Here is an 18363-nt window from a genome sequence, read left to right on the forward strand (position 1 = left end):
CCTTACGATTGGTATCCCACTGCCGGATTTGATGAATTTGGGTTGCCTAAAAGCCGCGTCAAGATTCCGGTAAAGTTCAAGCGATCGCGCTAAGCCGGACTTTACGGGGGAGGCGGCATGATGGCTGAAGCGGTTGTGTGCCGGGCGGCCAGCATGCCCGGCGTTCAACGTCCCAAAGGGTCACGGCGGGTCACGACGATGGCGAGCAACGGGTCACGGAGCAAGGTCAGTCGGGAGCCGCGGCGCCAGCTCAACAATCGTCCGGCATGGATCACCGTCGACGGTGGCGCAACCGACAGCGATTGTGCCGTCGTGGACGTCTCGCCCGGCGGCGCCAAGATCGTCACCGAGGTGGAGTTCGACGTCAAGGACCGGCTCGCGCTGACGCTGCTCGCCGATCACTCCAAGCGTCACGCCTGCGAAGTGGTCTGGCGCCGCGGCAAGACCTATGGGTTGAAGTTCATCGTGGCTGAGGCGCCGGTTGAAGCGGACGCCGAGCCCGTCAGCGCGGCGTAGTCCGACCGCGTCTCCGTCTCATCTTCCCGTTGTGCTACCCGTCGTCGTACTGGGCGCCCCCGGGTTGGCCGGCGGCGCGCTGCCGCCCACGCCACCCGAAGACCCGACGCGCTGTCCCGGCTGGGCCGGCAGCGCAGTGCTGCCTGAGGGAGCGGCGCGATCTCCCGGTCTCGGTGGCAGTGCGCTGCCTCCCGTGCCCTGTGCAAGAAGCTGAGCCGGCGCGAGCGTCAGGCCGGCGGCGATGATGACGGCGAACTTGGTCTTGAGCATTCGATTCTCCGAATTGCGACGGGAGGCCCGCGCGACAGCGACCGTCAGGTCGAGGCAGCAAGCGCGGCCCGGACGGAAGGGGACGTCCGCGAAGGCCGCGAGGTTGCGTTACGAACGCAGCATCAACGTCGGCTGCGCAGGTCTCGTTCCCACGGCGGGCACAGGTCGCGGTGCAAATATTCGTGTGATTGACGTGTCTTGGACTGCGATCGCCCAGTCGAGGGATTTCCCGCAACCATGTGCATGTTCGTCTTCAGGGGGGCAATCGCGGCATGCCTTCAGAATTTAAGCACGTCGCTTTTTGGACCCATAACGAACATCGCCCCGATGGCGACGGTTTGGCCTTCGTTAGCTGGCCTGCCTAATTTGAAATTGGTGCCGAGGGACGGGCTCGAACCGCCGACGCCTGCGCCTTCAACGCAGCGCTCTACCAACTGAGCTACCTCGGCCGAGGTAGTCGAGAGTTGGTGCGTCAGGATGGATTTGAACCACCGAAGGACTAAGCCACCCGATTTACAGTCGGGCCCTTTTAACCACTCAGGCACTGACGCGTCTCTCGCATGCGGACACACTCCAATCGTCAATACGATTGGGCGTATCCGGTGCTAAAGCTCGTCAGATAGTGGCGCATAGCTCCGTGAAGTCCCCAAGAGTGGTGGCGCTAACGGCGAGCCAGCCGCCAGCGATTGGGCCGTTCCTCTATCATTCCGGCTTCGCCAGCGCAAGACCAAGACATGTGCCTCAGCCCCGATATCGCAGCGCCTGCACCAGCAGCGCGAAGGCTGGCGAGGATTGCCGCCGGCTCGGGTAATAGAGGTGATAGCCCGGAAACGGCGCGCACCAATCGTCCAGCACCTGGATCAGTTGGCCCTTGGCGAGCTGCGGGCGCACCCGGTCCTCGGGCACATAGCCAAGCCCGAACCCGGCCATGACAGCCTTGATCCGCAATGCGCCGCTGTTGAACACCACTTGTCCGTCAACGCGCACCTTGATCGCGCGCCCGCGTTTCTCGAACTCCCAGGCGTAGATGTTGCCATGGGTCCGCATGCGGATGTTGATGCAGGCGTGCTGGGTCAGGTCCTGCGGTTGCTTCGGCCGTTCCCGCCGCCTGAAATAGGACGGCGCCCCGACCACGATCATGCGGAAGTCCGGGGCGATCCGCACCGCGATCATGTCCTTGGCCACCTGCTCGCCGAGGCGGACGCCGGCGTCATAACGCTCCGCGACGATGTCGGTGAGCGCCTCGTCGACGGTCAGCTCGACCTTGATGTCGGGATAGCGCGGCAGGAAGTCGGCCAGTGCCGGCCACAGGATCGTCTCTGCCGCGTGCTCGCCGCTGGTGATGCGGATGGAGCCGGCAGGCTTATCGCGCAGCTCGCCCAGCGCGACGAGCTCAGCCTCGATCTCCTCCAGGCGCGGGCCGACGCCCTGCAGCAGCCGCTGGCCGGCCTCGGTCGGCGCGACGCTGCGCGTGGTCCGCGTCAACAGCCGCACCCCCAATCGCTCCTCCAGGGCGCGGACGGTGTGACTGAGCGCCGACTGCGACACGCCGAGCCGCGCGGCGGCGCGGGTGAAGCTGCGTTCCCGCGCCACCGCGAGGAAGGCAATCAGATCATTGATGTCGTGCCGCGGCATTCATGAGTCCTGCTCATAAGTCCATCCCGATCTCTACGTCTAATCGTGTGCTTGTGCACCCCTTAAATCCTGCAGAACAGATTTCAGCGCTCAAGGCGGAGAGACATCATGCAGAAACGCAAACTCGGCAAAAGCAATCTGGAGGTCGCGGCGATCGGTCTCGGCTGCATGGGCCTCTCCTTCGGCTACGGTCCGGCGGTCGAGCAGGCGCAGGGTATCGCGCTGATCCGTGCTGCGGTCGAGCGCGGCGTTACGTTCTTCGACACCGCCGAGGTCTACGGCCCGTTCACCAATGAGGAACTGGTCGGCGAAGCGCTGGCGCCCTACCGCGACAATGTCGTGATCGCCACCAAGTTCGGTTTTGACATCGATCCGGCGACCCGGCAGCAGCGCGGCCTGAACAGCCGGCCCGAGCACATCAAGGCGGTGGCGGAGGCCTCGCTGAAGCGGCTGCGGACCGATGTGATCGATCTGTTCTACCAGCATCGCGTCGATCCCGCGGTGCCGATCGAGGACGTCGCCGGCGCGGTGAAGGATCTGATCGCCGCCGGCAAGGTCCGGCATTTCGGCCTCTCGGAGGCCGGCGCCCAGACCATCCGCCGCGCCCATGCGGTGGAGCCGGTCACGGCATTGCAGAGCGAATATTCGCTGTGGTGGCGCGAGCCGGAGCAGGAGATCCTGCCGACGCTCGAAGAGCTCGGCATCGGCTTCGTGCCGTTCAGCCCGCTCGGCAAGGGCTTTCTCACCGGCGCGATCAACGACACCACGACATTCGATAGCGGCGACTTCCGCAACATCGTGCCTCGGTTCTCGCAGGAGGCACGCCGCGCCAATCAGGCGCTGGTCGATCTGCTGACCAAGATCGCCGCGGGCAAGAACGTCACATCGGCGCAGATCGCGCTGGCCTGGCTGTTGGCGCAGAAGCCTTGGATCGTGCCGATCCCCGGCACCACCAAGCTGCATCGCCTGGACGAAAACGTCGGCGCCGCGCAAGTCGAGCTGACATCAGGTGATCTCGCCGAGATCGCCAAGGCCGTCGCCGCGGTCGAGGTGCAGGGCGCGCGCTATCCGGAGCATTTGCAGCAGCTGGTCGGGCGCTGAGTCTCTCTCGTCATTCCGGGGCTCGCGGAGCGAGAACCCGGAATCCAATTAGCTGCACGTTTGGGGGTGAAATGGATTCCGGGTTCATGCTGCGCATGCCCCGGAATGACGCGGGATAGAAATCGGCCTTTACATCTGAGTTGCCCGGCGGCGCAAGCCCTCGCGCGAAAAATATTTCGCTTTATCAGAAGAGAAACTCAGTGTATAAATCTCTCCGTTTCACCCGATTGAGGGGCGCTCGCGATCGTCACGGACGTTGCGGTGAGATGCGGTGGACGACGAATGCGCAACTGACGAGTGCGCATGAGGCGGACGGCGAAATCGTGTGGTTCTGACGCCCCAGTGGTAGGTGTCCTGTCGGAAGAGGCAAATGCCTCTTCCGATGGCGGTGACAACAAAGCCTAGTCTCGCCGGGGAGAGCGCGTATAAGCCGTAAACCATCGCGCAGGAAAAGCCGGAGTGCCTCCGCTGAACCTGTATGCTCGTGTGCGTTTTCTTCTACCCTTTGCACACGAGACCGCGGGTGCAGCGTGCACCCGGCTTTCCCTGCGCCCTACCAAGTGAGAGGGCAAACGAAATGCAAAGCTCGGGCAGGTCGTGTCGCGAGAATTCGAAGCTTCGTCCCCATTCACACCTGTCATCGCCCGGCCTGTGCGCAATTGCGCACATGGACCGGGCGACCCAGTACGCCGCGGCCTCTCGGCTCAAGCACGAACGTCTCTGGAATACCGGATCACCCGCATGCGCGGGTGACGACACCGCGCTGTTTGAGAGTGAATCGAAAACCATCCCCACCCTCACGCCGTCCAACTCATCCTCAGCACCGGCCGTCCCGAGGTCGGATTGACGTCCTCGCCGGCATGCGAAAACCCGTTGCGTTCGTAGAAGCGGATGGCGCGGGTGTTGTCCTTGTTGACGAGCAGCGTGACGCCGGTGGGCGACAGGCGCTTCGTCTCGCTGACCAGCGCGCTTGCCAGCGGCGAGCCCCATTGCGCCGGATCGACCACGAGCTGGTCGAGATAGCCCGCGCTGTCGATGGTCACGAAGCCGGTCAGCGCGCTGGCTTGCTCGGCGACGACGATCGTAGCATTCACGACCAGCTCATTCCGCCAGCGCTCGCGCCACCATGCCACGCGGGCGTTGAAGTCGATCGACGGATAGGCCTGCTGCCAGGTCTTCAGCCACAGCTCGATCGCCGCGTCCTCGTCGGCTGCGCGATATGGGCGGAGTTGGAAGCCGCTTGCCACCTACCGTTCCGTCAGCTTCAGCTCGATGCGGCGGTTGCGCTTGTAGGCGTCTTCGGTCTGCGCGGTGTCGAGCGGCTGGAATTCGGCGAAGCCGGCGGCGACCAGGCGTTGCGCCGGCACGCCGAGCGAGACCAGATATTGCACCACCGAGATCGCGCGCGCCGACGACAACTCCCAGTTCGACTTGAACAGCGGGCTGTTGATCGGCCGTACGTCGGTGTGGCCGTCGACCCGCAGCACCCAGGCGATCTCGCTCGGAATCTGCTTGTCGAGATCGGTCAGCGCGCCCGCCACCGTGTCGAGCTCGGTCTTGCCTTCGGGCAGCAGCGTCGCCTGTCCGGTGTCGAAAAACACCTCCGACTGGAACACGAAGCGGTCGCCAACGACGCGGATATCGGGGCGGTTGCCGAGGATGGCGCGCAGGCGGCCGAAGAATTCCGAACGGTATCTCGACAGCTCCTGCACCCGTTGCGCCAGCGCGACGTTCAGGCGTGAGCCGAGATCGGCGATCCGCCCTTGCGATTCCTTGTCGCGCTTCTCGGAGGCGTCGAGCGCCTCCTCAAGCGCTGCGAGCTGGCGGCGCAGCGCGCTGATCTGCTGGTTCAGCACCTCGATCTGCGCCAGCGCGCGCGAGGTGACGCCCTTCTCGGAATCCAGCGCCTTGTTGAGCTCGTTGGCGCGGCCCTGTGCGTCATTGCCGGAACTCGCCAGTCCCTCGTAAAGCCCCTTGACGCGGTCGCGTTCGCTCTCGGCCGAGGCAAGCCCGGCGCGCAGCTGCGACACCTGGTCGTCGAGCGTCAGCTTGCTGAGCTTCTCCAGCGACAGCAGATCGTTGAGCTGGGCGAGCTTGGCGTTGAGCTGCTCCAGCGCCTTGTCCTTGCCGGTGACCTCCTGCGACAGGAAGAACTGCACCACCAGGAACACCGACAGCAGGAACACGATCGACAGCACCAGCGTCGACAGCGCGTCGACGAAGCCGGGCCAGTAGTTGAAAGCGGATTCACTGCGGCGGCTACGGGCGAGGGCCATTCAGGTTCTCATTGTTGGACGCGTTCAGTCCTGCGGGGAGTGGCAGACGGCCTCGATATTGTGGCCGTCGGGGTCGAGGACGAAGGCGCCGTAGTAGTTGGCATGGTAATGCAGGCGTATTCCGGGTGGCCCATTGTCCCTTCCGCCGGCCTTGATCGCATCCTCGTAAAACCGGTCGACGGTGGTGCGGTCGCTCGCCGTGAAAGCAATGTGGGCGCCGGTCTGCGGCGTGCTGCGCGTGCCGATCCAGAAGAATGCCTTCGGGCGGATCCCGTAGCCGGCGAAGCCAATACCCTCCGCATACAGGCGACTGATGCCGAGCGCCTGCAGGGCCTGATCGTAGAAGGCCTTCGAGCGCTCGATATCAGTGATGCCGATGGTGACGTGATCCAGCACGCTGATCTCCGTGGCTCAGCTCTTCTCGGGCTGACGGGCGAGGCGCTCGAGCAGACGCTTGATCTCGCGGTTCTGCTCGCCCTGGCCGTCGGCCCATTCGCGGATCATCTGCTGCTCGGTGCGCATATGCGCGACCAGCCCCTGAATCGCCTCGGCGAGATTGGCCATCGCGGCGGTGGTGCTGCGGTTGCTGCCGCCGTCCTCGACAGCAGTGCGCAACCGCTCGATCGCGCCCTGCAGGTCACCGCCGCCGCTGCCGCTTTCCATGCCATCGCCGGAAATGCCGCGCACGGTGGTGGCGAGCCAGTCTTCGAGGTCGGTGTAGAAGCGGTTCTGGGCCTGGCTCGACTGCAGGTCGAGGAAGCCGAGGATCAAGGAGCCGGCGAGGCCGAACAGCGAGGACGAGAACGAAATGCCCATGCCGCCGAGCGGGGCGGCGAGGCCTTCCTTGAGCGTGTCGAACAGCGCGCCGGCGTCGCCACCGACCTTCAGCCCGTCGATCACCTTGCCGACCGAGCCGACCGTCTCGATCAGGCCCCAGAAGGTGCCGAGCAGGCCGAGGAAGACCAGGAGGCCGGTCATGTAGCGCGAAATGTCGCGGGCCTCGTCGAGGCGGGTCGCGATCGAATCGAGTAGATGCCGCATGGTCTGCTGCGAAATGGTCATCCGGCCGGTGCGCTCGCCGCCGAGGATCGCGGCCATGGGAGCCAAGAGGGTCGGGCGGCGGTCGATCGCAAGGCCGGGATCGGCGATGCGGAAATTGTTGACCCAGGCGACTTCAGGATAGAGCCGGATCACCTGCCGGAACGTCAGGATGATCCCGACCAGAAGCACCAGCCCGATCAGGGCGTTCAGCCCGGGATTGGCGAAGAAGGCGGTGACGATCTGCTTGTAGAGCACGACGCCGACCAGGCCGCACAGCACCAGGAACACCAGCATCCGCACCAGGAAAATCCGGGGCGAGGACAGCTTGCTCAGTTCGATCTCCATGTCGGAGCGGGAAGGAGGCATTGCCGGGTCATCCGTTCGCGAAGGCCGCATCAGCCTGCAATATGGCACAGCGGCGGTAGGAGGAAAGGCAGGAAAGCCAAATCAACAGCACGAAGAAGGACCCTCGGGTTGAAGCCGGAGTGGCCCGCACCCGCTTTGCGCGGGTATCCCGGCTTGTCCGGCGTACCCTCACCCGTCGCTCGGGTGGTGATCCCGCCGCGGACCGCAACGAGAAGACCAAGCCGAACGCATCGGAGGAGGAGCAGGGCTTGGCCGGCGATTCGCTCCATCGCCTCACAATGTTGCGGCATGCTGCGTCGATATGCACGCAAATGCCGCGCTCCCGCTCACGCATTCCTTAACTTGGTCCCACAGCCTGCGATGGAACCCGCTCACAATCCGGTGAGCCGACGAAAGAACCCGCGAAATCAGCGCGATAGGCTTATGTGACAATGAGCCGCCCGGCAAACGCATTGCGTCGCAGCAAGCAAAATCTATGTTCACCGCAGCAACGCAGCGGTGTCGTCGTGACGCCGCCGTTGTTTGTTCACACCAAATCAGGGGCGATCATCTTCATGTCTGGACTTCGCGCGCAATCGGCATGCATTGCATTGATGCTGGCCGTGACGGCGCCACTGCTTGGCGGTTGCGATGAAGCGAACACCGCGACGGCCGCCGCACAAGCATCCGAGCCGGACGTCAGTGTCGTCACCGTGAAGCCGCAGGCGCGCGCGATGGTGCGCGAGCTGCCGGGCCGCATCTCGCCGACGCGGGTGTCCGAGGTGCGCCCGCGCGTCTCCGGCATCATCGTCACGCGCATGTTCCACCAGGGCAGCGAGGTGAAGGCCGGCGATCCGCTCTACCAGATCGATCCGCGCCCGTTTGAAGTCGAGGTGCAGTCGACCGAAGCCGCGCTGGCACGTGCCGAGGCCGTGCGCGAGCAGGCCTCGCTGCAGGCTCGCCGTATCGCGACGCTGACCAGCCAGCGCGCCGCGCCGGAAGCCGAGAACGAGAAGGCGATCGCGAACCTGAAGCAGGCCGAGGCCGACGTCCAGGGCCGCGAGGCCGAAGTCGCGCGCGCAAAACTCAATCTCGATTATGCGACGATCCGTGCGCCGATCGATGGGATCGTCGGTGCGGCGCTGGCCAGCGAAGGTGCGCTCGTCGTGCAGAACGATACCGCGAGCCTTGCGACAATCCAGCAGCTCGATCCGATCTATGCCGACTTCCAGCAGTCGGTCACCGAGATGAACCAGCTCCGCCGCGCCTTCGAGAGCGGCGATCTCGACCGCATCTCGCCCGATGCGTTGAAGGTCCGCCTCGTCCTCGACGGCGGCTCGATCTATCCGGAGGCGGGCAAGCTGTTGTTCTCCGAAGCCAAGGTCGACGCCCATACCGGGCAGGTGACGCTGCGCGGCGAGTTTCCCAATCCGAAACGCGAATTGCTGCCGGGCATGTATGTCCGCGTGCAGATCGAGCAGGGCATCGACACCGATGCCATCGCCGTGCCGCAGCAGGCAATCCAGCGCAATGGCGGTGGCGGCAGCGAGGTGTTCGTTGTCAAGGATGACAATCTCGTCGCGGTGCAGCCCGTGCGCACCGGCTCGCTGCAGGGCGGCCACTGGTTCGTCTCTGACGGCCTGAAGGCCGGCGACCGGGTCGTGGTCGAAGGCTTCCAGAAATTCGCCGCCGGCGACAAGGTGCGGCCGCAGGCCTGGAATCAGGCCGACGTATCGGCCGGGGCTGCGACGGACGCGCATCAAACCGCCCATATCGAGCGGTGATCTGACATGCCCGGTTTCTTCATCGACAGGCCGATCTTCGCCTGGGTCGTCGCGCTGTTCATCTGTCTGATCGGCGCGATCTCGCTTCCGCTGCTCGCGATCGCGCAATATCCGATCATCGCGCCGCCCTCGATCTCGATCTCGACCAGCTATCCCGGGGCGTCGCCGGAGAACCTCTACAACAGCGTGACGCGGCTGATTGAGGAGGAGCTGAACGGCGCCGCCAACATCCTGAACTTCGAATCGACCAGCGACTCGCTCGGCCAGGTCGAGATCATCGCCAACTTCAAGCCGGGCACCGACACCGGCTCGGCTTCGGTCGAAGTGCAGAACCGCCTCAAGCGCGTCGAGGCGCGGCTGCCGCGCGCCGTGATCCAGCAGGGCATCCTGGTCGAGGAAGCCTCGAGCGCCGTGCTGCAGATCATCACGCTGAATTCGACCGACGGCAGCCTCGACGAGGTTGGGCTGGGCGACTTCATGATCCGCAACGTGCTGGGCGAGGTCCGCCGCATTCCCGGCGTCGGCCGCGCCACGCTGTATTCGACCGAACGCAGCCTGCGGATCTGGATCGATCCAGCCAAGCTGGTCGGCTATGGCCTGTTCGCCGACGACGTCAACAAGGCGATCACGGCGCAGAACGCCCAGGTCGCCTCCGGTAGCATCGGCGCCCAACCGAGCATCGACACCCAGAAGATCTCCGCGCAGGTGCTGGTGAAGGGCCAGCTCTCCTCGCCCGACGAGTTCGGCGCGATCATCCTGCGCGCCAATGCCGACGGTTCGACCGTGCGGTTGCGCGACGTCGCGCGGATCGAGGTCGGCGGCCTCAGCTACCAGTTCAACACGCGGCTTGACGGCAAGCCGACCGCCGGCCTCTCGGTGCTGCTGTCGCCGAAGGGCAACGCGCTCGCCACTGCCAGCGCGGTCGAGGCCAAGATGAAGGAGCTGTCGCGCTTCTTCCCGGCCAATATCAGTTACGAAATTCCCTACAACATCACGCCCGTGGTCGAAGCCTCGATCAAGAAGGTACTGATGACGCTGGTCGAGGCGGTGGTGCTGGTCTTCATCGTGATGTTCCTGTTCCTGCAGAACATCCGCTACACCATCATTCCGACCATCGTGGTTCCGGTGGCGCTGCTCGGGACCTGCGCCATGCTGATGATCGCGGGCTTCTCGATCAACATGCTGACCATGTTCGGCATGGTGCTGGCGGTCGGCATCCTGGTCGACGACGCCATCGTCGTGGTCGAGAACGTCGAGCGCATCATGGCCGAAGAGGGCCTGTCGCCGAAGGAGGCGACCAAGAAGGCGATGTCGCAGATCACGAGCGCCATCATCGGCATTACGCTGGTGCTGATGGCGGTGTTCGTGCCGATGGCGTTCTTCCCCGGCTCGGTCGGTATCATCTACCGCCAGTTCTCGGTCACGATGGTGGCGGCGATCGCCTTCTCGGCGTTGCTCGCGCTGTCGCTGACGCCGGCGCTGTGCGCGACGCTGCTCAAGCCGGTCGAGAAGGGCCACGGCCACGCGCGCAAAGGCGTGTTTGGCTGGTTCAACCGCGTGCTCGACACCAGCCGCGCTGGCTATACGCGGACGGTGCAGGGCTCGCTGAAGCGCACCGGACGGCTGATGCTGATCTATGGCGTATTGTTGATCGGCGTCGGCTGGGGTTTCGTGCGGTTGCCCGGCGGCTTCCTGCCCGTCGACGACCAGGGTTTTATTACCACTGACGTGCAGACGCCGTCGGAGTCGTCCTACGCGCGCACCGAAGCGGCGGTCGAGAAGGTCGAGAAGTATCTGAAGGAGCGCGACGGCATCGATAACGTGACGTTCCTCACCGGCTTCAGCTTCCTCGGCCAGGGCATGAACACCGCGCAGGCCTTCATCACGCTGAAGGACTGGTCGGAGCGCGGCCCGCAGGATTCGGCGGCTGCGATCGTTGCCGACATCAATCGCGAGCTGTCGTCGATCCGCGACGCCAAAATCTCGGCGCTGCAGCCGCCGCCGATCGACAACCTCGGCAACTCGTCGGGCTTCTCGTTCCGCCTGCAGGACCGCGGCCAGAAGGGCTACCCGGCGCTGATCGCCGCGTCCGACCGCCTGATCGCGGAAGCCAATGCCAGCCCCAAGCTGCAGAAGGTCTATGTCGAGGGCCTGCCGCCGGCGCCGCAGGTCAATCTGATGATCGACCGCGAGAAGGCCGGCGCGTTCGGCGTCACCTTCGAGGACATCAACAACACGATCTCGACCAATCTCGGCTCGAACTACATCAACGACTTCCCGAACCGGGGTCGCATGCAGCGCGTCATCGTGCAGGCCGACAAGACCAGCCGAATGAACGCGGACGATATCCTCAACTACAATGTGAAGAACAGCCGCGGGCAATTGGTGCCGTTCTCGGCCTTCGCGACCATCGAATGGTCGAAGGGGCCGACGCAAATCGCGGGCTTCAACTATTATCCGGCGGTGCGCATCTCCGGCGAGGCCAAGCCCGGCTTCACCTCGGGCGACGCGATCGCGGAGATGGAGCGGCTTGCCAACAAGCTGCCGCGCGGCTTCGGCTATGAGTGGACCGGCCAGTCGCTGCAGGAAAAGCTGTCGGGCTCGCAGGCGCCATTCCTGCTGGCGCTGTCGGTGCTGGTGGTGTTCCTGCTGCTCGCCGCGCTCTACGAGAGCTGGACCATTCCGCTCGCGGTGCTGCTGACGATTCCGCTCGGCATTCTCGGCGCGGTGGTGGCGGCGACGACGCGCGGCCTGTCCAACGACGTCTATTTCACCGTCGGCCTGATCACCATCATCGGTCTGGCCGCCAAGGACGCCATCCTGATCATCGAATTCGCCAAGGATCTGCGCGCGCAGGGCAAGCCGCTGGTCGAAGCGACGGTGGAGGCGTGCAGTCTGCGTTTTCGTCCGATCCTGATGACGGGTCTGGCCTTCGTCTGCGGCGTGCTGCCGATGGCGATCGCGACCGGCGCCGGCGGCGCCAGCCAGCAGGCGCTCGGCACGTCAGTGATGGGCGGGATGATCGCGGTCGTCATCCTGGCGCTGCTGCTGGTCCCGGTGTTCTTCGTCAGCGTCCAGCGCGTGCTGGCGGGGGATCGGGAGAAGGTGACGGAAAGGGTTGAAGCGTATGGCCCGCCGGCACCGGCAGGGTCCGGTCACTAATGCTCGAGGTCGGTGCTGATCAAATCAGAGCTTAGCACCGCCTCCGGCTTGCTTTCGCAAGCTGACCAATCCAGATTGCATCTCTGGATTGAACTGGAAGCGCGCGGGCAACCCGAGGATTGTGAGCGTGTAATGCGTCCGACCGATATTGCGATCTCGAATTATCGCTCCATTCGGCGGCTCTTCATGCCCATTCAACCCTTGTCCGTATTCGTTGGCGAAAACGGTGTTGGCAAATCCAACCTCTACAAATCCTTGTCGCTGTTGCGCGATGCGGCGACAGGCCAGATCACGCGCACGATCGCCGACGAAGGCGGATTGAATTCCGTCTCCTGGTCCGGCATTCGCAAGCGCGGCGAGGATGGGCGACTGCGATTGGCTGCCAGATTCGACCACATCAGATATTCCATCGAGCTCGGCTTTCCCGGCCCGCTCGAGGCGGCATTTTCCGGTGAGCCGATGATCAAGTCGGAAACGATCGAGACGACCCACGGCAAGCGAAAAGTTCTGCTGATGGAGCGGACGAATTCACTCGTCAGCGTGCGCGGTGAGAGCGGCACCTGGAGCGGCCACAAGGATGCGGTGCTACCGTCGGAAACCGCGCTTGCCGGGTTCTCGGATGGCAAGGAATGCCCCGAAATCGACCTGATCAGGAACGCCATGCTGGGCTGGCGATTCTATCACGACTTCCGTACCGATCCGGCGTCACCGATACGAAAGCCTTGTCTCGCAATTACGACGCCCTCGCTGAGTGCCGATGGCCACGATCTGGCTGCCACTCTGGCGACTCTCTCCATTATCAGGGGAGATACCACTGATCTGCAGGATGCGATCGAGGACGCATTCCCAGGCGCCGAACTCCGGGCATGGGAAGAAAATGGGCGGTGTGAATTTGAGTTACAGCTCGAGGATATGCCGCGTCCGTTCAAGGCCCACGAATTGTCCGATGGGACGCTGAAATATATCTGCCTGCTCGCCGTGTTCATGGGCTATCGGCTGCCGCCGTTCATCGCGCTGAACGAACCGGAGACCAGTCTGCATCCATCGCTGTTGGCGCCGTTGGGCCGCCTGATCGCCAAGGCGTCACGCCGCGCCGACATCTGGATTGTCACCCATTCGGAACCCCTGATGGAGGCGCTGCGCAGCGAGAGTTCGGTCCCGCTTCGCCGGGTGATCAAGTCCAAAGGCGCCACGACCATCGAGGGCCTGACCCTCAGCGGTGAATTTCGCGATGAGGAAGCGGACGATGGTGATGATGATGAGGCTTAGATGGAGCCGTCGTGCTATTGCCCGAGCGGCTTCAGCACCTTGATCAGTTCGCCGTGGACGAATTCATTGCCGCAGACCACGTGGCCGGTTTGCAGCGGGTCGTCGCTGCCCTGGATGCCGGAGATGGTGCCGCCGGCTTCGCGCACCATGATCTGGCCGGCTGCGATGTCCCAGGAATTGAGATTGCGCTCCCAATAGCCGTCGAGGCGGCCGGCGGCGACGAAGGCGAGGTCGAGCGAGGCGGCGCCGAAACGGCGGAAGCCCGCCACCTTGGTCTGCAGTGCGGCCATCTCCTGCTGCGCCAGCGCGTGGTCGCCGCGGCCGATATGCGGCAGGCCGCAGGCGATCACGCATTCGTCGAGCCTGCGGCGGCCGGCGACACGCAGCCGCTGGTCGTTGAGGAACGCACCCTTGCCGCGCTCGGCGATGTAGAGCTCGTCATTGGCGGGATTGTAGATCACGCCCGCGATCACCGTGTCTTCGCGCTTAAGCCCGATCGAGATCGCGAATTGCGGGATGCCGTGCAGGAAGTTGGTGGTGCCGTCGAGCGGATCGACGATCCAGGTGTGGCTCTTGTCCGCGCCCTCGCGCTTGCCACCTTCCTCACCGAGGAAGCCGTAGCCGGGCCGCGCCTTGTCGAGGTCGGTGTAGAGCATTTCCTCGGCGCGCTTGTCGGCGAGCGAGACGAAGTTCGCCGGCCCTTTCAGCGACACCTGGAGATGCTCGATCTCGCCGAGATCGCGCTTGAGGCTGCGGCCGGCGCGTCGCGCGGCCTTGACCATGACATTGATGACGGCGGAATAGAGCATGATGGAGGAGCTTGCGGGGTCAGAGGAACGGCCTGCGGCGCCGGTAAGTTCGGACTGGGTTGCCCTCTGGACGTGGCGCCGTCAAGGCGTCATTTGACGTTGTTTCCGATCCATTTCCGGGCGGCTTCCTCGCCCTTGGCGCGGTCTTCGGGGCTCATGTTGGCGAGCGTCTCGTCGAGCGCGGGATCGCCCTTGCCGGCGGTCTTGGCCACCGTGTGCCATTTCAGCGCCTCGACCTTGTCCAGCGGCGTGCCCTGGCCGGTCGCCAGCACGAAGGCGAGTCGGTTCTGCGCGATCGGTGAGTTCTGCCGGGCCGCCTTGCGCAGCAGGGCCACCGCCGCCGGCGGATTGCGCGATGTGCCGGTGCCGTTGAACAGCGCGATGGCATATTCGACCTCGGCGTCGACATTGTCGGCGAGCGAGGCGGCCTGCAGCAGCCGCACCGACTTATCGAGGTCTTTCGGCACGCCGGTGCCTTCCTTGTAGAAGGTCGCCAGCGCGTATTGCGCTTCGGGGTTGCCGGCGTCCGCGGCCATCCGCAGCAGTTCGGCCGAGCGTTTCACGTCCTGCGGCAGGGTCTGGCCGTCGAGATAGAGCAGCGCGAGATTATAGGCCGCCTTGGGCTCGCCGAGCTTGACCGCCGATGCCAGCAGCTTGACCGCGGCGTCCTTGTTCACCGGGCCGCCGCGGCCCGCGATCTTCATCATGGCGAGCGCGAACATCGCCTCGCGATCGCCGGCGTCGCAGGCCTTCTGGTACCACTGATCGGCCTTGGCGTAGTCGCGCTTGACGCCGAGGCCGTTGGCGTAGAGTTCGCCCAGCATCGTCATCGATTTGGGATCGCCGTTGTACTGGACACGCGCGGTCGCGAGATCGAACGCGGTCTTGTACATGCCGCGCTGATAGGCGCCGTAGACCAGATCGACGTTGGGATCGTCGAAGGCCTGCTTCAGGGACGGCAAGGGGGCCGGCGTTGGCGTCGGCGTGGCCGCAGGCTTCGGCGCAGGCTTCTTGGCTACCGGGGAATGGACCTTCGGCTTCTCCTTGGGGGCTTCCTTCTTCGCAGGCGGTGTCTGGGCCGGCGGCGTGATCGACAGCTGCGCCATCGCACCGCCCGCCAGCATCGTGCAGCCGAGCGCAACCCCTATCGGACGCAGGCGCTTCATTCCGGCGTCATCCCTCGGCCTTGGCCCTTGTGCTGGCGCGCGCTCGTGCGATGGCCTCGCCGATCTCGATCAGCGCCGCTTTCGCGCCGCGCGGATCGGCCCAGACGACGTCACCCACCAGCACGAAATCCGCACCGGCTGCGGCGAACTCCTCGGCCTCCTCGCGCGAGACGGCAAAGCCTACGCAAGGCGGCTCGAACAATTCGTCCCACCATTGCAGCCGCTCGGCGATCGCTTCGACCGACGGCCGCTGTCCGCTGGCATCGGGCTCGCCGAACAGCACGTAGTCGGCGCCGGCTTCGCCCGCGGCCATCGAATCGTGGCGCGTCGCCAGCCCGCCGACTCCGACGATACGGTCGGGCTTCAGCGACGGCATCGCGTCTTGCATCGCAGCAATGCCGATCAGATGCGCGCCGTCGGCACCCGCGCGGGCCACCAGCTCGGCGTGGCCCTCAATCAAGACCGCAGCGCCGGCGTTCTGGATGATCGATACCAGCGCCTTGACGCGCGAGATCATGGTGCGCTGGTCGGTCTCACGCAGCCGCACCAGCACCGCGGCGATATCGGCCGCGGCCAGCAGGCCGGGAAGGTCGGCCACAAGCTGCGCGGGCTCGTCGACTTCAGGCGTCGCGAGATAGAGGCGCGGGGCGGGGCGCGGCGGAACGGGTTTGGTAGCCAATTATGCCGCCTGCTTTTCGAGGCCGGCGTCCCATTTGCCGGTGCTCGCCAGGCTGTTCATCCTGGCGCGATGCGAGAAGGCGCGTTGGCCCGCGGCGACATTGTTGGCCTTGCCGGCCCACGCCTGCTGCGGCGCGGCCTGCAATGCGCGGCCGTAGGAGAAGGTCAGCGGCCAGGGCAAATTGCCGATCTTGTTCATGGCGTCGAGATGCGCGGTCGCTTCCTCGTCGTTCTGGCCGCCGGAGAGGAAGGCGATGCCCGGCACGGCGGCCGGCACGCAGCTCTTGAGCAGGCGGACGGTCTTCTCGGCGACCTCCTGGACCGAGGCCTGCTTCGCGCATTTTTTGCCCGAGATCGCCATGTTCGGCTTCAGGATCATGCCTTCCAGCGCGACCCGTTGCACCCGCAATTCCTGGAAGGTGCGGTTCAGCACGCGCTGCGTCACGTCGTAGCAGCGGTCGATGTCGTGATCGCCGTCCATCAGCACTTCTGGTTCGACGATTGGCACGATCTGCGCGGCCTGGCACAGCGCCGCGTAGCGCGCCAGCGCGTGCGCATTGACGCGGATCGCGGTCATGGTCGGGATACCCCGGCCGCCGGTGCCGCTCCCGCCCGTGCCGATATCGATCACCGCGCGCCATTTCGCGAAGCGCGCGCCGCGTTCGTAATATTTCGCCAGGCGTTCGGCGAGCTTGTCGAGACCTGATGTGACGAGTTCACCCGGGCAGTTCGGCAGGGTTTGCGTACCTTCATCGACCTTGATGCCGGGGATGGCGCCGGCCTGCTCGATCAATCTGACCAGCGGCGTGCCGTCTTTGCCATTCTGCCAGATCGTCTCGTCGTAGAGGATAACGCCGGAGATGTATTTGCTCATCGCCTCCTGCGAGCGGAACAGCATCTCGCGATAGTCACGGCGGCTGTCCTCGGTCGATTCGACCTTGATGGCGTCAAAACGCTTCTTGATCGTGCCCGAGGATTCGTCGGCGGCGAGCAGGCCCTTGCCCGGGGCGACCATGGCAAGCGCAACTTTGTTGAGGTCAGCGAGATTCATCGGGGCGTCCTCCAGAGCAACTTGCCTTTGCGAGCCAAAATAGGCGGTTCTCGGGCAATTGCCTAGAAAACGTTCGTCGCGGCCGGTTATTGCAGCGGCGGCAGGCTGCCGGTCGGGACACCGCTTCCGACCGTGTCAGAAACGGTGTCCCGTCGTTAATGTTTCTCAGGCGACCTTCGGATCGAGCTCGCCCTTGGCGTAGCGCTTGGCCATCTCGGCGGTGGTCAGCACCTTCTTGATCTTGCTGGCCTGGCCTGCGGTGTTGAACTCCTGCAGGCGCTGCTTGCACAGCTTGGTCATCGCCTCCATCGCCGGCTTCAGGTACTTGCGCGGATCGAACTCTTCCGGATTGTCGTGCAGCACTTTCCGAATCTGGCCGGTCATCGCCATCCGGTTATCGGTGTCGATGTTGATCTTGCGCACGCCGTTCTTGATGCCGCGCTGGATCTCGCTAACCGGCACGCCCCAGGTCGCTTTCATCTTGCCGCCATGGGCGTTGATGATCTCCTGCAAATCCTGCGGCACCGACGAGGAGCCGTGCATCACCAGATGGGTGTTCGGCAGCTTGCGGTGGATCTCCTCGATCACCTTCATGGCGAGGATGTCGCCGTCGGGCTTGCGGGTGAACTTGTAGGCGCCGTGCGAGGTGCCCATCGCGATCGCCAGCGCGTCGACCTTGGTTTCCTGGACGAACTTCACGGCTTCGTCGGGATTGGTGAGGAGCTGGTCATGTGACAGCTTGCCCTCGGCGCCGTGGCCGTCTTCCTTGTCGCCCATGCCGGTTTCGAGCGAGCCAAGCACGCCGAGCTCGCCTTCGACCGAGATGCCGCCGAGATGGGCCATGCCGGTCACGGTCCGGGTGACGCCGACATTGTAGTCCCAGTCGCCGGGGGTCTTGCCGTCGGCCTTTAGCGAGCCGTCCATCATGACCGAGGTGAAGCCGGCCTGGATCGCCGTCATGCAGGTGGCGGGCTCGTTGCCATGGTCGAGATGCACGCAGACCGGAATCTGCGGATAGATCTCGGTGACGGCGTCCATCATGTGCTTGAGCATGACGTCGTTGGCATAGGAGCGCGCGCCGCGCGAAGCCTGGATGATGACGGGGGCATCGACCTCGGAGGCTGCCGCCATGATCGCCAGCGCCTGCTCCATATTGTTGATGTTGAACGCCGGTACGCCGTAGTCGTGCTCAGCCGCGTGGTCGAGCAGTTGCCGCAACGTAATGCGTGCCATTCAGTTTCTCCCTGTAGTTACAGCGCT

General features: G+C 64.6%; 15 protein-coding genes and 2 tRNA genes. 5 read left to right on the plus strand and 12 right to left on the minus strand.

The window, feature by feature from the left end:
* The first annotated feature begins 120 nt into the window (after positions 1-120).
* The gene (locus UP10_RS24110; RefSeq protein WP_197086889.1) at positions 121-516 is read left to right on the plus strand and encodes a PilZ domain-containing protein; all 396 of its coding nucleotides are present in this window, start codon (positions 121-123) and stop codon (positions 514-516) included.
* 643 nt (positions 517-1159) lie between these two features.
* Here UP10_RS24110 and UP10_RS24115 read toward each other — a convergent pair.
* The 3 genes from UP10_RS24115 to UP10_RS24125 all read right to left on the minus strand — a co-directional run bounded on the left by UP10_RS24115 (position 1160) and on the right by UP10_RS24125 (position 2421).
* Positions 1160-1235, minus strand: a tRNA-Phe gene (locus UP10_RS24115).
* A gap of 16 nt (positions 1236-1251) precedes the next feature.
* Positions 1252-1337 (minus strand) — tRNA-Tyr (locus tag UP10_RS24120).
* Positions 1338-1527: 190 nt separating this feature from the next.
* On the minus strand, positions 1528-2421 hold the full coding sequence (locus tag UP10_RS24125; protein ID WP_044589714.1) for a LysR family transcriptional regulator: 894 nt from the start codon (positions 2419-2421) through the stop codon (positions 1528-1530).
* A gap of 108 nt (positions 2422-2529) precedes the next feature.
* On the opposite strand from UP10_RS24125, the gene UP10_RS24130 reads away from it, so the two are divergent.
* Positions 2530-3522 (plus strand): aldo/keto reductase, encoded by a 993-nt coding sequence (locus tag UP10_RS24130; protein ID WP_044589715.1) that lies wholly within the window; start codon positions 2530-2532, stop codon positions 3520-3522.
* Positions 3523-4319: 797 nt separating this feature from the next.
* Here UP10_RS24130 and UP10_RS24135 read toward each other — a convergent pair.
* The 4 genes from UP10_RS24135 to UP10_RS24150 are packed head-to-tail and all read right to left on the minus strand — an operon-like array spanning position 4320 to position 7205.
* Complete coding sequence (locus UP10_RS24135; protein WP_044589716.1) at positions 4320-4769, minus strand: GNAT family N-acetyltransferase; 450 nt, start codon at positions 4767-4769, stop codon at positions 4320-4322.
* Complete coding sequence (locus UP10_RS24140) at positions 4770-5798, minus strand: peptidoglycan -binding protein (protein ID WP_044543071.1); 1029 nt, start codon at positions 5796-5798, stop codon at positions 4770-4772.
* 24 nt (positions 5799-5822) lie between these two features.
* On the minus strand, positions 5823-6194 hold the full coding sequence (locus UP10_RS24145) for a VOC family protein (RefSeq protein ID WP_044589717.1): 372 nt from the start codon (positions 6192-6194) through the stop codon (positions 5823-5825).
* A 15-nt stretch (positions 6195-6209) separates the two neighbouring features.
* Complete coding sequence (locus UP10_RS24150) at positions 6210-7205, minus strand: flagellar motor protein MotA (RefSeq protein WP_156164945.1); 996 nt, start codon at positions 7203-7205, stop codon at positions 6210-6212.
* A gap of 554 nt (positions 7206-7759) precedes the next feature.
* Here UP10_RS24150 and UP10_RS24160 point away from each other — a divergent pair.
* The 3 genes from UP10_RS24160 (at position 7760) to UP10_RS24170 (ending at position 13399) form a co-directional block, all read left to right on the plus strand.
* Positions 7760-8968 (plus strand): efflux RND transporter periplasmic adaptor subunit, encoded by a 1209-nt coding sequence (locus UP10_RS24160; RefSeq protein ID WP_156180226.1) that lies wholly within the window; start codon positions 7760-7762, stop codon positions 8966-8968.
* A 6-nt stretch (positions 8969-8974) separates the two neighbouring features.
* On the plus strand, positions 8975-12130 hold the full coding sequence (locus UP10_RS24165) for a multidrug efflux RND transporter permease subunit (RefSeq protein ID WP_044589719.1): 3156 nt from the start codon (positions 8975-8977) through the stop codon (positions 12128-12130).
* 132 nt (positions 12131-12262) lie between these two features.
* Positions 12263-13399: an AAA family ATPase gene (locus UP10_RS24170; RefSeq protein WP_044589720.1), complete on the plus strand. Its 1137-nt coding sequence runs from the start codon at positions 12263-12265 to the stop codon at positions 13397-13399.
* 14 nt (positions 13400-13413) lie between these two features.
* On the opposite strand, the gene UP10_RS24175 is transcribed toward UP10_RS24170, so the two are convergent.
* From UP10_RS24175 to fba, 5 genes are all read right to left on the minus strand, one after another.
* On the minus strand, positions 13414-14208 hold the full coding sequence (locus UP10_RS24175; protein WP_044589721.1) for an inositol monophosphatase family protein: 795 nt from the start codon (positions 14206-14208) through the stop codon (positions 13414-13416).
* Between the two features lie 89 nt (positions 14209-14297).
* On the minus strand, positions 14298-15374 hold the full coding sequence (locus UP10_RS24180; protein ID WP_044589722.1) for a tetratricopeptide repeat protein: 1077 nt from the start codon (positions 15372-15374) through the stop codon (positions 14298-14300).
* Positions 15375-15381: 7 nt separating this feature from the next.
* Positions 15382-16053, minus strand: a complete 672-nt coding sequence (locus UP10_RS24185; RefSeq protein WP_044589723.1) for a thiamine phosphate synthase — start codon at positions 16051-16053, stop codon at positions 15382-15384.
* Entirely contained in the window at positions 16054-17103 is a 1050-nt protein-coding gene (locus UP10_RS24190; protein ID WP_044589724.1) for a class I fructose-bisphosphate aldolase, read from the minus strand. It lies immediately after the preceding gene.
* 165 nt (positions 17104-17268) lie between these two features.
* The gene (fba, locus tag UP10_RS24195; protein ID WP_044589725.1) at positions 17269-18336 is read right to left on the minus strand and encodes a class II fructose-bisphosphate aldolase; all 1068 of its coding nucleotides are present in this window, start codon (positions 18334-18336) and stop codon (positions 17269-17271) included.
* Between the last annotated feature and the right edge of the window lie 27 nt (positions 18337-18363).

The sequence above is a fragment of the Bradyrhizobium sp. LTSPM299 genome (genome assembly GCF_000938235.1).
GTDB lineage: Bacteria > Pseudomonadota > Alphaproteobacteria > Rhizobiales > Xanthobacteraceae > Bradyrhizobium.